The organism is Nocardia sp. NPDC050408 (assembly GCF_044458905.1).
GTDB lineage: Bacteria > Actinomycetota > Actinomycetes > Mycobacteriales > Mycobacteriaceae > Nocardia.
Genome location: NZ_JBITIL010000017.1, coordinates 103365 through 118361 on the forward strand (window position 1 = coordinate 103365; position 14997 = coordinate 118361).

The 14997-nt window shown below is 65.9% G+C and carries 11 protein-coding genes; 3 read left to right on the top strand and 8 right to left on the bottom strand.

Annotation, left to right across the window (positions count from 1 at the left end; genetic code table 11):
* Positions 1–218: 218 nt before the first annotated feature.
* Complete coding sequence (locus ACIBJI_RS33770; RefSeq protein WP_397087293.1) at positions 219–2156, top strand: cytochrome c oxidase assembly protein; 1938 nt, start codon at positions 219–221, stop codon at positions 2154–2156.
* A gap of 1 nt (position 2157) precedes the next feature.
* Here ACIBJI_RS33770 and ACIBJI_RS33775 read toward each other — a convergent pair whose 3' ends face one another.
* Positions 2158–4464 (bottom strand): heavy metal translocating P-type ATPase, encoded by a 2307-nt coding sequence (locus ACIBJI_RS33775; RefSeq protein WP_396958707.1) that lies wholly within the window; start codon positions 4462–4464, stop codon positions 2158–2160.
* A 14-nt stretch (positions 4465–4478) separates the two neighbouring features.
* Entirely contained in the window at positions 4479–5279 is an 801-nt protein-coding gene (locus tag ACIBJI_RS33780) for a zf-HC2 domain-containing protein (protein ID WP_396958706.1), read from the bottom strand.
* On the opposite strand from ACIBJI_RS33780, the gene sigC reads away from it, so the two are divergent.
* On the top strand, positions 5278–5844 hold the full coding sequence (gene sigC, locus ACIBJI_RS33785; RefSeq protein ID WP_397087295.1) for an RNA polymerase sigma factor SigC: 567 nt from the start codon (positions 5278–5280) through the stop codon (positions 5842–5844). The genes ACIBJI_RS33780 and sigC overlap by 2 nt on opposite strands.
* 249 nt (positions 5845–6093) lie before the next feature.
* On the opposite strand, the gene ACIBJI_RS33790 is transcribed toward sigC, so the two are convergent.
* Genes ACIBJI_RS33790 through ACIBJI_RS33800 form a run of 3 tightly spaced genes read right to left on the bottom strand, consistent with a single transcriptional unit; the run spans position 6094 to position 9013 of the window.
* Positions 6094–6927 carry an ABC transporter ATP-binding protein gene (locus ACIBJI_RS33790; RefSeq protein WP_396958705.1) on the bottom strand — a complete coding sequence of 278 codons (834 nt, stop codon included), beginning with the start codon at positions 6925–6927 and terminating at the stop codon, positions 6094–6096.
* A complete protein-coding gene (locus ACIBJI_RS33795; RefSeq protein ID WP_364345186.1) occupies positions 6924–7973 on the bottom strand; it encodes an iron ABC transporter permease in 1050 nt (349 codons plus the stop codon). The genes ACIBJI_RS33790 and ACIBJI_RS33795 overlap by 4 nt, the downstream gene beginning before the upstream one ends.
* The gene (locus tag ACIBJI_RS33800; protein ID WP_397087297.1) at positions 7970–9013 is read right to left on the bottom strand and encodes an ABC transporter substrate-binding protein; all 1044 of its coding nucleotides are present in this window, start codon (positions 9011–9013) and stop codon (positions 7970–7972) included. The genes ACIBJI_RS33795 and ACIBJI_RS33800 overlap by 4 nt, the downstream gene beginning before the upstream one ends.
* Positions 9014–9222: 209 nt before the next feature.
* Here ACIBJI_RS33800 and ACIBJI_RS33805 point away from each other — a divergent pair, with 209 nt between their 5' ends.
* Entirely contained in the window at positions 9223–9684 is a 462-nt protein-coding gene (locus tag ACIBJI_RS33805) for an STAS domain-containing protein (protein ID WP_364345182.1), read from the top strand.
* A gap of 13 nt (positions 9685–9697) precedes the next feature.
* Here ACIBJI_RS33805 and ACIBJI_RS33810 read toward each other — a convergent pair whose 3' ends face one another.
* From ACIBJI_RS33810 to ACIBJI_RS33820, 3 genes are all read right to left on the bottom strand, one after another.
* Positions 9698–10876, bottom strand: a complete 1179-nt coding sequence (locus tag ACIBJI_RS33810; protein WP_397087300.1) for a DoxX family membrane protein — start codon at positions 10874–10876, stop codon at positions 9698–9700.
* Positions 10877–11573: 697 nt separating this feature from the next.
* A complete protein-coding gene (locus ACIBJI_RS33815) occupies positions 11574–13316 on the bottom strand; it encodes an amidohydrolase family protein (protein ID WP_397087302.1) in 1743 nt (580 codons plus the stop codon).
* 4 nt (positions 13317–13320) lie between these two features.
* Complete coding sequence (locus tag ACIBJI_RS33820; protein ID WP_397087304.1) at positions 13321–14994, bottom strand: class I adenylate-forming enzyme family protein; 1674 nt, start codon at positions 14992–14994, stop codon at positions 13321–13323.
* Between the last annotated feature and the right edge of the window lie 3 nt (positions 14995–14997).

A 14997-nucleotide genomic window follows, 5' to 3' on the forward strand; every position in this document is an offset into this window, starting at 1 on the left:
CGGTTGCCGCGACCGATGCGCGCGCTGATGCGGGCCAGCGATCTGAAACCGGCCAGTCCAGCCGGACCGCCGCCGTCCGGCTGTGACGCCTGCGATGTGAGGTGCGTCGCACCCGTGGCGGGCCCGGGAACTAGCATCGGGCCGCGGCCGACCGGTGTGCGAGGGCCGGCACGTCCATTGCCCGTCACAGCTCTTGGCATCGAGGATTGGTGGAAAACGTGCAGGTGAAGCGCTCGGACCAGCTCGTGTGGCTGATCGCGGCGCTCGCCGCCGGCGCGCTCGTGCTGCTCTCTGTGCTCGCGGCCGGTGATATGCCGTACCAGTCGGCGGGCATTGCGTATCCCGGGTTCCTGGATGTCCTGCTCTATGTCGTGCTGCGGGTAGTCGCCGCGCTGGCGGGCGCGTTCACACTTGGCGCGTTGATCTACGCGCTGTGCTGCACCGTTGTCACCGCGCGTGGTCGGGTCGACGTGGACGGCTACGCCGGGGTCCGGGTGGCGGAGCGGGCGAGTCTGGTTTGGCTCGGCTCGGCGCTGGTCCTGATTCCGGTGAGCGCGGCGAATGTAGGCGGGTTGTCGATGAGTGCCGCGCTGGAGCGGGGTGCGGTCGGCGCGCTGTTCGATGCGAGCGAGAAGCCGAAGGCGTGGATCGTGGTCGCGGTGCTGGCCGGTGTCGTCGCGCTGGTTACGCGGCTGACGTTGGCGTGGACCGGATTGGTCGTGCCGACCGTGCTGGCGCTGATCGCGGTGCTGCCGCCGGCAATGGTCGGCAATGCGGGGGAGGGGCCGAATCACGACTTCGCCACCGGCGCGATGATCATCTTCCAACCGGCGGTCTCAGTGCTGCCGGGTCTGGCGTGGTGTGTGGCGGCACAGGTCCGGCGCAACCGTTCCCAGGCTGCGGTCCGGCGGTACGCGCTCATCGGGCAGTTGTGTCTTGCCGCGGCCACGCTCAGCGGGTTGGTGCTCGGTGCCATCCTGTTGCCGTGGTCGGCGCTGTTCAGCACCAGCTACGGTCGGCTCGCTCTAGTGGTCGTCGTGTCGGCCGTCGCGATCGGGACCATGCTGAGAAGGTTTGCCGCCGAGAATGTTTCGAGCGTCCTGATCTCCGGAACCGGCGCGCTTTCCGTAGTCGCGACGGCCGCCCTGGTGTCGATGGCCGTCCAACCGGCTCCGGCGTTCGCCGACCGCTCATTCACCGCGCAGGAGGTGTTCCTCGGCTTCGATCTGCCGGGGCAGGCCGATGTGTGGCGACTGATGACCATGTGGCGCTTCGATATCGTCCTCGGTACCGCCGGTATCGCCGGTATCGCGCTGTACGCCGCCGGGGTGCTGCGGCTGCGGCGGCGCGGAGATACCTGGTCGCCATGGCGCACGCTGTCATGGACGAGCGGCTGTGTGGCCCTGCTGATTTCGACGTCATCGGGCATCGGCACATACGGCTATGCCATGTTCAGCCTGCACATGATCACGCATATGGCGCTCAATATGTTCGTACCGGTGCTGCTGGTACTCGGCGCACCGGTGACCCTGCTGCTGCGTACCGTCCCCGCCGCACCCAAGGACGCGGTTCCCGGTGTGCGTGAATGGGTTCTGTGGATTCTGCATTCGCGCCCGACCGCGATACTGGCCCACCCCGGCACCGCGATCACGGCCTTCGTGCTCTCGCTCTACGGCCTGTACTTCACACCGCTGTTCCAGAACCTGATCCGTTATCACTGGGGGCACGTCTTGATGAACGTGCACTTCCTGATCATCGGCTATCTGTTCTACTGGGCCATTATCGGCATCGACCCGGGCCCGCGTCGCCTGCCACATCTGGGTCGGCTCGGTATGTTGTTCGCCATCATGCCTTTTCACGCCTTCTTCGGCGTCGCGGTGATGTCGATGAACACCATCATCGGCGAGCGTTTCTACGAACAACTCCAGTTGACCTGGCATATGGACCTGATGGCTGATCAGCGAGTCGGCGGCGGCATTGCCTGGGTCTCCGGCGAAATCCCGATCCTGCTGGTGGTCGGTGCGCTGCTGACGCAGTGGGTGGCCCAGGATCGCCGCACCGCGGTGCGCACCGACCGCAAGGACGACGAGTACGCAGACTCCGACCTCGTCGCCTACAACGCCATGCTGGAGCAGTTGGCGCAGTCACGCCGCTGATTCAGCGCGGGAACCGCACCCGCCGCAGCCGCAGACTGTTGGAGACCACGAAGAACGACGAGAATGCCATGGTCGCACCGGCGATCAATGGATTCAGCAGGCCGAGCACCGCCACCGGGATGGCGACCACGTTATAACCGAAGGCCCACACCAGATTTCCCCTGATGGTGCGCAAGGTGGCATGTGCGAGTTCGATGGCATCGGCAACGGCGGCGAGATCGTCGCGGACCAGGATGATATCGGCGGCCGCGATCGCGACATCGGTACCCGCCCCGATGGCCATGCCGAGGTCGGCGGTGGCCAGCGCGGCGCCGTCATTGATGCCGTCGCCGACCATGACGATGCGGCGGCCCTGTTCCTGCATGCGGGCGATCAGTTCGACCTTGCCCTCCGGAAGCAGTTCGGCGACCACCTCAGCGATGCCGATCTCATCCGCGACCGACTGTGCGGCATATGCGTTGTCACCGGTGAACATCATGACGCGCAGGCCGAGCGCATGCAGCCGGGCGATGGCATCGGCGGCGGTGTCCTTCACGGTATCGGCGACCGCGATCACCGCGCTGGCCGCACCGTCGACTACCACGAGCACCACGGTGCGTCCCGCGCGTTCCTGTTGGCGCACAGCACGACTCAGCGTCTGCGGGACATCGATACCGCGATCCTTCAGCAGGCGCAGGCGACCGACCATGATTTCACGACCCGCCACTACACCTCGTGCACCCAAACCCGGTAGTGCCGTGAAGGATTCGACCTCCGGTAGTTCGTCGAGTACCGTCCTGGCGTGCCGGGTGATGGCTGCGGCCACGGCGTGTTCAGAGGCTGCCTCCACCGCGCCCGCCAGTCGTAACACCTCGTCATCGGTCGCCGAATCCGTCACGGTCACCGCGACGACGCTCATCACACCGTTGGTGACTGTGCCGGTCTTGTCCAACACCACCGTGTCCACATCGTGGGTGGCCTCGAGCGCACGATGCCCCTTGATGAAAATGCCCAGCTGGGCTCCGCGCCCGGAGGCCACCATCAGCGCCGTCGGAATCGCCAGCCCCAACGCGCACGGACACGCGACCACCAGCACCGCGAGGGCGGCCGAGGCGGCCCGGTCCACACCGGAACCGAGCAGCCACCAGAGCGCGAAAGTACCTGCCGCCACGGCGAAGACGAAGGGCACGAAGACAGCGGAGACCCGGTCGGCCACGCGCTGCATGCGCGCCTTCCCGGTCTGCGCCTGCTCGACCAACCGGATCATGCCCGACAGCTTCGTATCCGCGCCCACCGCGGCCGCCTCCACGATCAGCCGACCGGTGAGCGCGGTGGTGCCGCCGATGACCGACATACCCTCGGTAACCTCGACCGGTATTGATTCGCCGGTCATGGCGCTGGCATCCACACTCGACTCGCCGGAAACCACCAGGCCGTCGGTGGCGATGGTCTCACCGGGGCGCACCACGAACCGCTGTCCCTCGACGAGTTCGCCGATGGGGACCCGCATTTCGCGATTGTCGCGGGTCAGCACCGTGACCTCGCGCGCGCCGAGCGCGGCCAGCGCACGCAGCGCGCTGCCCGCCGAACGCTTGGCCTTCGCCTCGAAATACCGTCCGGCGAGCACGAATGTGGTGATACCCGCCGCGGCTTCGAGGTAGATCGAATCACCGGACCAGAACGCGTCCCATACGCCGTTCGGGATTTCGGTCCGATTCGCGTGCAGGAACATGGTATCCAGCGACCACAGCGTCGCGGTCGTCACACCGACGGACACCAGCGTGTCCATGCTCGCCGTGAAATTCTTCGCACCCGCCAGTGCCTTTCGATGCAATGGCGCGGCCGCCCACAGCACGACGGGCAGCGCCAGCACGGTCAGGATGATCTGCCAGCCGGTGATCCGGGTGGCGGGGACCATCGCGAACATCACCGACAAATCAGCGAGGGGGAAGAACAGCAGTAGCGCGACGACCAAGCGGTGGAACAGATCCCGGACCGCCGCCTCCTCGGGGGCGCAGGAGATGGGTCCGGTGCTATCGCTCGGCTCCGCACCGTAACCGGCCGCCACTACTTCAGCGCAGAGCTGGTCGGCCGAAATGCCCTCGGCCGCATCGACAGTGGCGATGCCGGTCGCATAGTTCACCGAAGCGAGTACGCCGTCGACCTTATTGAGCTTGCGTTCCACTCGGTTCGCGCAAGCGGCACAGGTCATTCCGGATACCGCGAGCGAAATGCGGGTGGTTTCGCGTTCTGCAACGGTGGCGAGATCGAGCCCACCCGTCGTCCGACCGCTACCTCGCATGGAATCGCCGCGCAATGCTGTATTCATTCAATTCCGTTCGGTCAGGCGGCAGGATCGTGGGTCGAGCGCAGATGGCCGGTGCGGCGGCCGAATCGTGCACCGGGCGGCAGCACGGGTTCAGCGAGGGCGGGATTGCTCGTGCGGGTCGGCGGTGAGGTTTCCGTTCGGCGGGTGCGATGTACCACCACGACCAACACCAGCGCGGCGACCAGAATGCCGTGCGAGAGCACCCGAGAGATCGGCACGACCCCCGAATACAGATCACAGATGACGAAGGCCGTGAGCGTTGTCACCAGCACGCCGAGCACCGGCAGCACACCGGAGGTGGCGTACGGTCGCAGCGCGCAGTAGATGAATCCGATGCCGATTGCCAGGCTCCATGCCGTGGACTCGTTCATCAGGTGCTCGGCCATTTCAGCGCCGTGGTGATGGGTCATACCGAAGTCGAATCCGGCGAACTGGCCGATCGCCAGCGCGCACTGCACGACCCCGAGTAGTCCGAGCAGTAGCCTGGTCCACTTCACCTCGGAAAGTGATGTCCGCCACCTCGATCCGCGCGGCCGCTCCAGATCGGCGGCAGCGAATATGGCATCGGTGAGGTCGGGTGCGTACGCCGAGCCGCCGCGCAGCAGGCGCGAGGTTTCCACGGCGGCCGCGTACCAGGAACAGCACTGCGCGCACTGTTCGAGGTGTTCGTCGACGCGCGCCGCGGGCACGGTTTCGCGTTCGCCATCGATCCGGGCCGACAGCGCGGTCCGGCATACCTTGCACTCCACGTCCAGATTGTCGTCCGCCAGCACCACAAAGTTCCCGCGGCGCGCACAGGTTATTGTCGAGCTCATGCCGACGCCCGCCGAGGATGACGAGACGACTCAGCTGGCACTTGCTGCGGCGCATGGGGATCGACGAGCTCTGGAAGCTTTTATCCGGGCCACCCAGAAGGATGTCTGGCGGTTGCTGGCCCACCTCACCGAGCTGTCGCGTGCCGATGATCTGACCCAGGAGACCTATCTGCGCGCGTTGGGCAGCATCAAGCGCTTCGAGGGTCGTTCCAGCGCCCGGACCTGGTTGCTGTCGATCGCGCGCCGCGTCGTCGTCGACCAGGTGCGGATGGCCGTGGCCCGACCGCGCATCGCCCCGGGCGTCGACTGGGTGGCCGCGGCGGACCGTCAGGTGGCGCGGCGGGATGGGCTCGCCGACACCGTGGAGCTGAAGCTGTTACTCGAGGATCTGTCCGCGGTGCGCCGGGAGGCGCTGGTACTGACGCAGGTGCTCGGTTTGTCGTATGCCGAGGCAGCAGCGGTGTGCGGGTGTCCGGTGGGCACGGTGCGGTCCCGAGTCGCACGTGCCCGCGAAGACCTCATCGCCGCAACGCGTTTCGGAGGTAGGCGTCGCGCCAACGGTTGACTTCGGTCAACTCGTTGTTGATCCGTCCCGCGACTGCCAGAGCCGTCCAGCCGCGCCGCCGCCTCGTTGTGCCGCCGCAATTCCGGCGGGATGCATGAGCGCGGTGCAGCCGTCGCGGCTCCCCGAGTAACGAATCCCGAGCGTCGAGCCGCGCCGCCGCCTCGGTGTGGCGCCACTATTTCGGTGCGTGAGCGCGGTGCAGCCGTCGCGGCCGCATCGAGTAACGAGCCCCAGCGTCGACGCCACTGTTTATCGAGCGGCCAAAGGCTTTGCTGCGTAGTGCAATCGGACAACGCCGTCATCGTGTTGCTCGGCAGTGGCATTGACACCGAAGACTTTCCGTAGCAGCTCGGGCGTCATGACCTCGAGCACCGCACCCGCCGCGACGACCTTGCCGTGATCGAGCACGACCAGCTGGTCACAGCAGCGCACCGCCAGATCCAATTCGTGCAGTACCGCCAGCGTGGTGATACCGGTAGAGCGGACCAGGTCGAGCAGTTCGAATCGGGCGCGCACGTCGAGATGGTTGGTCAGTTCGTCGAGGACCAGCAGGCGCGGCTGCTGTGCGAGCGCTCTGGCCAACAGCACCCGCTGACGCTCACCACCCGATAGCGAGCCGATCGGGCGTTCGGCGTAGTCGGTGACACCGGTGCGTGCCATGGCGTCCGCCACTGCCGCATGATCGGCGGCGGAGTCCCGGCTGAACAGTGCGTGATGCGGATTGCGGCCCAGGCCGATCAGCTCCGCGACTGTCAATTCCGGCGCGCCCGAACTATTTTGCAGCACCGCCGCCGTGGTGCGTGCCGCCGCACGCACCGACATCGCACTGATATCGGCGCCATCGATCAGCACCATGCCTCGCTCCGGTCGCAGCGAGCGATAGATGGCGCGCAACAGCGTCGTCTTACCGCTTCCATTCGGTCCCACCACCCCGACGAACGACCCCGGCGGAGCATGCAACGTCACCGCATCCAGCACCTGTGCGCTTGCGAGAGCGATAGTGACCTCAACCACCGACAACTCGGCGATCCGGCCGCCCTGTGCCGCAACCGGGCACCCAGTGTGGGCGGGTTGCCCGGTCATGCGGGACCTCCCTCGCGGCGGAGTAGCCAAAGGAAGAACGGCGCGCCGAAGGCGGCGGTGAAGATGCCGAGCGGGAGTTCGTGCGGGGCGTCGATGGTTCGCGACAGCAGGTCGACCAGGACCAGGTATGCCGCGCCGAGCAGTGCCGCCAGCGGTAGCACCCTACGGTGGTCCACACCGAAGGCCAGACGTGTCAGATGCGGAATCATCAAGCCCACGAAGCCGATTCCGCCCGCCACAGCGATGAGCACGCCGGTCAGCAGGGAGGCAAGCACCAGCAGGATGATCCGGGTGGTGCGGACGTCGACGCCGAGCGCGGTGGCCTGTTCGTCGCCGGTGCCGAGCACATTGAGGCGACGGCCGAAGGCCAGCACGACGGTCACGACCACGAGGACTACCAGCGTGACCGGTCCGAGTCGGGTCCAACTCGCCCCGGAGACGCTGCCCATGGTCCAGAACATCACCGCGCGAAGCTCATTCGGGGTGGCACGCAATTGGAGATAGTTCGTCGCCGCCAGCAGCAGATAGCCGACGGCGACACCGGCCAGCACCAGACGGGTCGGTGCCAGCGTGCCGCGTCGCTGTCCGACTGCGAAAACCACTGCGGCGGTGCCGATTGCGCCGACAAAGGCGGCGCCTGAGACGCCGATACCGCCGAGTGCCGCACCCGCGGTGACGATCACGGTCACCGCGCCGAGCGAGGCACCCGATGACAATCCGAGCACATACGGGTCGGCGAGCGGATTGTGCACCAGCGCTTGCAGAATCACGCCCGAGATCGCCAAGCCGCAGCCGCAGAGCGCGGCGAGGATTACCCGGGGGAGGCGATAGTTCCAGACGATCTGGTCGACCGTGAACCCGACATCCGGTGTGTTACCGGATAAGTGGGCGAGAATGACGCGGAACGTATCGGCAATCGAGACCGTCACCGATCCCACACCGATGGATACCAGCATGACCACGAACAGGATTGCCACCGAAACGGCAATCGCGATGGGCAGCGGTGTCGTCGCTGATAACCGCTGTCTTCGAAGCGTGTTGGTCATGAGAATTGTTCGGGGTGTACGAGTCTGGCGATCTTGTCTACCGCGATGTCATTGCTCGGCCCGAGGTAGATCGAATCCGAGAGCACCGTGTAGTTGGTGTTCTTACTCGCATTCCACTGCGGGAACTGCTCGAGGATCCGCTTGGCCGCGCCATCGATGTCGGGATTGCGGTAGTCGACCACGATGAGCCCGTCGATCGGGGCGACGGCGAGCTGTTCCTTGCTGATCGTCACGAAAGTGGTTCCGTCCGTGTGGTTGAACGGATTCATCGCACCGGCCTTGTCGATTACGTCGTTCCAGATACCGCCCGCCGCAATGGCCGAAAAGTCGCCCCCGTCGCCCATACCCATACCCGGGAAAATGAGCAGGACATTCTTCTTCGGCTGCCCGGCCACCCGCGCGGATGTCTCGGCGATCTTGCGCTCGGCGTCGTCGATGAGCTTCTGGGCGCGGCCGGGCACATCGAAGATCGTGCCGAAGTCGCGGAGCATCGCATAGCTGTCCTCGATGGTCGGAGTACCGGTGACTGCACCGGTCGAACCGCAATTGGCCCGGGGCACATAGGTATTGGCACCGGCACCCGACAGCTCCGCGCGAGTCGCGAAACCCTGATCGGCGGAGAAGCCGCCACCCCCGGTGGAGATGACGAGATCTGGATGCTGTGTGAGCATGGCCTCGCGGGGGATGTCCTGCAGGTTGTTCGGCGTTATCCCACCGGTCGGCATAGCCGCGATGGCATCGCCGCGGCCGGGCACATCGGAGGAGCCGTAGGACTGCGCATTGGCGATGACGCGGTCCGCGACGCCCAGGGCGACCAGCGACGAAACCTCGCCGATGGAACCGCCGTTCATCACCACGACCCGGTTCGGTGCCTCGCTGAAGGTGTAGCTCTTGCCGCAGTTCTCCACGGTGACGGGATATTTCGTGATGCCCTCGGTCGCGGCAGCGGGTGCGGTGGTCGCCGATTCGGTGACCGTCGTCGAACATCCGGCGACGGCGAGGGTGCCGACGGCCAGGGCCAGCACCGCGCTACGTTTCATGGGCGGGATCTTTCGATGCGATCGCCGGTGTCGGTAGGGCGCATCCGCACCGCTGTGTGCTGCATGCACACTTAGTCGTACGGCCCCACGCCCTGGTTCCCGGAGATTTTTCGCATCCGTTACCGTGCGGCGCACAGGATCCCTGTACAGACCCGGCCGACCCTGCTTGACTGGTGAGACAGGTCCGACCGGACCGCAGGAGCCAGCGCATGTCGACCCATTTCGCTTATCCGGCAGGTAGACCCGCTGACCGTGACAAAACCGGACACGGTGAGCGCGTTGATATTTCGACCGTGTCCGGAGCTCGGATCATCCAATTCACCGTGAGCCGTCCGCGTGGTGATGTCACGCTGGTGGTCGTCGCGGGCGAGGTCGATTTGTCGACCGCGCCGCGACTACGGGACAAGCTATTGCGCGCCTTCGGTTCTCAGGGCTCGATCATGGTCGTCGACCTGTCCCCGGTCACCTTCTTCGCCGCCGCCGGACTGACGACCCTGGTCGAGGCCCAGGCGGCGGCGGAAAAGGCCGACCGCCGAATGGTTTTGATCACCACGGTGCGCTGTGTCGATCGGGCCATCGAGCTCACCGGACTCACCACGAACTTCTGCCGCGTCGGTTCCTTGGCCGCGGCACTCGCGGACCCTACACCGGGATGTGCTGCCCCGGTGTAGGGTCCGTGTGCTTTCAGCTGCGCCGCGCCTCCACGCGGGCACGTGCGTTGGCGATCCGTTCCTGCGCGAGAGCCGCACGCTCCTGAGCCTTATCGAGACGGCGCAGCGCCCTGTCGACCCGCGGCTGCGCCTTCTTGGCCTGCCGCTCCGCCTTCTCGGTTAAACGCGCACCGCGCTTCTGTGCTTTCTCCGAAAGTTCGGCGCCACGTTTGCGTGCGGTCGAGGCGAGTTCGGGCCCGCGTTCCTTGGCGAGCTCGGCGAGCTCGATGCCGCGGTGCTGGGCCTTCTCCGCCAAGCGCGCACTACGCTTTTGGGTTTTGTCCGAGAGTTCGGCGCCGCGCTCGCGCGCGGTCGAAGCGAATTCCGGTCCGCGTTCCTTGGCGAGCTCGGCGAGCTCGGCCCCGCGGTGCTGAGCCATTTCGGCGAGATGCGCACCGCGCTCACGCGCCGTCGATGCGAGTTCGGGCCCGCGTTCCTTGGCGAGCTCGGCGAGTTCGGCCGCCTTTTCCGCCCACTTCGCACCGCGTTCTCTGGCCGACTCGGCCCATTCCGGACCGTGCTCCTTGACGGTATCCGCGATATCGGAGCCCCGCTCCTGCGCGACACCCGCGACCCGCGTCGCCGCGACATCGCCGAGTTCACGGGCCCGCACAGCGGCATCGACTGCATGCCGTCGCAGTGACTCGCCGGTCGCCGAATCCGTTGCGGTGAACGGCAATGCGGCCGAAACCGCCGCCGTGGCATTGCTCGCGGCGCGTCGACCACGCCAGCCGAGCGACGGCCTGCCCTCGGTATCCGCGCTGGCGATCATCAGACCGCCGAGCAGACTCACATCCTTGAGGAAGGCGTTGCGCTTGGCCGCCTTGCGCTCCGGATCCTTTTCCGCCCAGAAATCCTGTTCGGTGACCGTCGCGGGAATCACCGTCGCGGCCAAGGTGAGCGAGGCCAGGCGCGGGAACTTACCGAGGGCAAGCAGCACACCGGCCGAGACCTGGGTGATCGCATTGATCCGCACGACCGTCCCCGGATCCGCTGGCAATTTCGCGGCGAACTTGTCGGGCAGCGATTGCTGACCCTGCTGGACCAGGGTCGATGCCGCTTGGGTGCGCGGCTCGGGGTGGACCAGTGCGTCGACCCCATCGGCGACGAACGCGGTCGCCAGCAGTGGTCGGGCAAATCGGCGTAGCAACATGACGTCCCTTTCCTCGATGGCTGAGGTTCGGGTAACCGCGTTCGGCGCCCTCAAACAACAAGATCAACACCTGAATCCGGGGTTGACCGGGTGTTCTGTAAGGCCGAACGGCCGTACCTCTGGACTGAACAGAAAGGTAGTGATGATGTTCGTTACGGTTCTCTGGATCCTCCACCATAGGCAGGTGGTCGCATTCCGTGAGCTTAATTCGAGTGTGTGGATGCAGTGTCTCGTCGAGTCGGGCTCCCGCGCGGGCCGACAGGATGCGGTTCTGCGCGCCCCCAGATGGTGCAGGTCGACAGAGTCCGGGGCCGGGGGTGAAAACATCGAGGTCAGCGTGGGTCGGGAAGTCCCGTACCAGGTCATTCAGCGTCTGCAACTACCCCAATGCGCCGTGAGCCGTGGTGAATGGTGCAGTTTGCTTCGCCGCCCGCTCTCGCCGAGCTGATCGGCGACGATCCGCGAGATGACGCCATCCGGAAGCGCCAACCGGCGGGCCTCCGGTGCCAGCGGGAGTCTGGTGTCGACCATGCCAGGGCGGACTGGCCGCCCGTGCGCATGGTGTTCCAGGTCAGGGGATGCACAACACCAGGGCGCACGTCCGGATGCGCCATCGCGTAGCGCAGCGAGGTGGCAGCACCCTGAGCGTGCATGCGGCGGCGAAGCGAGCTGTCTGGGGGCGGTCGGTATGGCGAGGTCAGGTACTCGCCCGGAGGAAGCGGCCCGTCCGGCGGGTGCCGAGCACCGGTGCCGACACGCCCGCCCCGAAGACATACTCCCCGCCGACGAGCACCGCGACTACCGTGGCGTCACTACGGTTGACCATGCGCGACAGGTTGTCGAATACGGCGATCGGTGCTTCGGCGTAGGCCTCGATGGTCTCGTCCAGTTGTGCGGGATCGATGACGACCAGATCGGCGCGGTCCCCGAGACGCAGGTGGCCCGCGTCGATGCCGTACCAGTCGGCGAGTTCACCGGTGATCCGATGCACCGCGCGTTCGAGGGACAGGAACGGACGCCCCGCGCGCTCGGCGTCGTAGACCCGGCGCAGAAACCGCAGCCCGAAGTTGTAGAAGGCCATATTCCGCAGATGCGCGCCCGCATCCGAGAAGCCGAGCTGCACCCCGGGGTCGGCGGCGAATTTGTCGAGCACCTGTGGTCGGTGATTGGAAATCGTTGTGCGCCAACGCACTTTGTCCCCGTATTCGACGACCAGATCCAGAAACGCGTCCACCGGATGCAAGCCACCGCGATCCTGCCCGACCTGACCGAAGGTCTTGCCGATCACCGAAGCATCCGGACACTCGACGATTTCGGCGTCGAAGAAATCGCGATGCCATACCCGCGGCCCGAACTTCTTGTCGTAATCCTTACGGAATCGGCGTCGATAGCCTTCGTCCCGCAGTAGCTCCCGACGCTGCTCCAACTGGTTGGACAGATGCAATGCCGCTGCGCCCGAACCGAATTCCTCGAATACCGGCAAATCGATACCGTCGGAGTAGATCTCGAACGGCACCGGCAGATGCTGCCAGCGGAAGTCACCGCCGAGCCGATTGAGCAGCCGTGCGATCAACGGAAAGATCTGGGCGACAGTGGGAATGGCCTTGATATCGGCCGCCGACAGCAGGCTGACCTTCAGTGGTTTGCGGAAGATGCCGAGGCTGCTCGCCGCCATCGCGACCAGACTTTGCGGCCGGGCCACATCCGGCCCGCCCTGCAACGCCCGGCCGCGACGCCGCAGGATCGCATTCAGCCTGCGGCGTTCGCCGGTGGTCGCATAGGTCGAGGGCAGGGTGCGCGATCGGCAGACCTCACCGTCGAGCTTGTCGAATAGCAGCTGTTGGGAGGACATGCCGACGAAGCCCGCGTCCAATGCCTCCTCGAGTTTCACTGCCATGGAGTCCAATTCGGCATCCGTGGGCCGAATCTCCTTGCGGGTGGCGCGATCCAATCCCATCTCAGCGGCGCGGATATCGGAATGTCCGATGAAGGCGGCGAGGTTGGGCCCGAGCGGCAGCGCCTCCAGCGCCTCGACATATTCGTGCGCCGAAGTCCAAGACTTGGTTTCGGTCATTGCCGCGATCACATGTTTGCGCGGAATGGCCTCCACCCGGCCGAACAGATCACCGGCGTCCGATGCGTCGACATGCACCGTCGACAATGAGCACGACCCGAGCAGCACGGTGGTAATGCCGTGCCGGATGGATTCGGCCAGCGCCGGACTCTGCAGCACCTCGACGTCGTAGTGGGTATGGATATCGATCATGCCGGGAATCACCCATTTCCCGGTGGCATCGATGACGTGCGGGCAGTCGGTCTCATCGAGCGGTTCGGCCGAAACTGCGGCTATAGAACCTTCCCGGATTCCGAGGTGACGGATGGCCGAGGGCGAACCGGTGCCGTCGAACCAACGTCCGCCTTTGATGATCGTGTCGTACATAACTTCACTCCGCGGCGGAAAGGGCGTCGGCAATCCCGGCCCGCACGACCTTGCCGGTCGCATTGCGGGTCAGGGGAGTCGTGGTGATCCGCCACCGTGCGGGGACCTTGTAGTACGCGATGCGCTGCCTCGCGAATTCCGTCAGTTCCTGTTCGGTTGTGGCGGAGGCATTCTCGACGACAACCAGTGCCGCGACCAGCTGGCCGAGCTCGTCATCGGGCACCCCGACGACGGCGGATTCGCGCACCGCGGGATGTTCGTCCAGACACTGCTCGACCTCGGTCGGGTACACATTCTCGCCACCGCGCAAGATGAGATCCGAACGCCTGCCGGACAATCGGAGTCGGCCTTGCTCGAGGACTCCGATATCGCCGGTGCGCAACCAGCGCTCTGGCGTGATGGCGGCGGCCGTGGCGGCCTCATCCGCCCAGTAGCCGAGCATGACGTAGGGGCTGCGCACCCAGATCTCACCCTCGACGCCCTCGCCGACGGGTTCGCCGAGCGCATCGCGGATCTGCAGGTCGACTCCGATCACAGGACGGCCCACGGTGTCCGGAAAGGCGGCGAGTTCGGCCGGTGCGGCAATGGTCGCCGCGGTACTGCATTCGGTCATGCCGTAGCTGGTCACCAGCGCGGTCTTGGCGACTGGAAGTTGTTCGCGCAGTTGCTGTTGCAATGCGGCCGAGGACGGAGCCGAATTCAGCGAGAAGGCGGCCAGCGAGGTCAGATCGTACTTCGACAGGTCCACTTCGAGCAGGCGACTCGCCATGGTCGGCATCGCCCCCCAGTTGCTGATCCGCTCTTGTTCGATCAGCCGCAGTATCCGGTCGGCGTCGAACGCGCCCTGATAGATGACGGCGGTATCGCCGGTCGCCATGCGCGGCAGCACCAGATTGTGCAGGCTGGCGATGTGGAACAGCGGGGAGGTGAGCAGGAATCGGCGGCCCTTCGGACTGCCGTCGTCGATGCCGCCCTGGAAGGCGGCGGCGAGCGCGTCGTTGAACCGGTGATAGTCGATGACCGCCACCAGGTTTCGCTGCGAATGCACTGCGCCCTTGGGGCGGCCGCTGGTGCCGCTGGTGTAGAGGATTACCGCGGGATCGTCTTCGTCTACGGGGGTGTTCGGTAGCTCGCCGTCGCCGTACTCGGCGATCAGCGCGGGTAGGTCGTGCTCCATGGTGAGCACGGGAACCCGGATATCCAGCTGCGCCACCTGGCCTGCGCGTTTCGCATCGACGATCAGGACCTTCGGGCTGGTGTGCTCCAAGCCGTAGGCGATTTCGCGCGGCATCCACCAGGCGTTGTAGCCGACGGCGATCGCGCCCAGCGTCTGCGCGGCCCAGAAAGTCACCACCCACTCGGTAGTGTTGGCCGCGAGAATGCCGATTCGGTCACCCTTTCCGACGCCGTATCGCTCCCGCAGCGCACGAGCCAGCGCGCCGACAGCGGCCACGTGCTCGGCATAGGACATCCGTCGGTCCTCGGTGACCAGGTAGTCGCGATCACCCAGGGCGACCGATGCCGCGAGCACTTCGCGCAATGCGCGCACCCGGTCCTTGATCACCGGAATAGGCGCGCCGAGTACATTTTCGACCGTCATCTCGAACGGCCCGCCGGGACCGGTCAGCCGCGCAACGGCCTGTGCGGCCATTGCCTGTGGATCGAAAGGCTTTGTCATAGG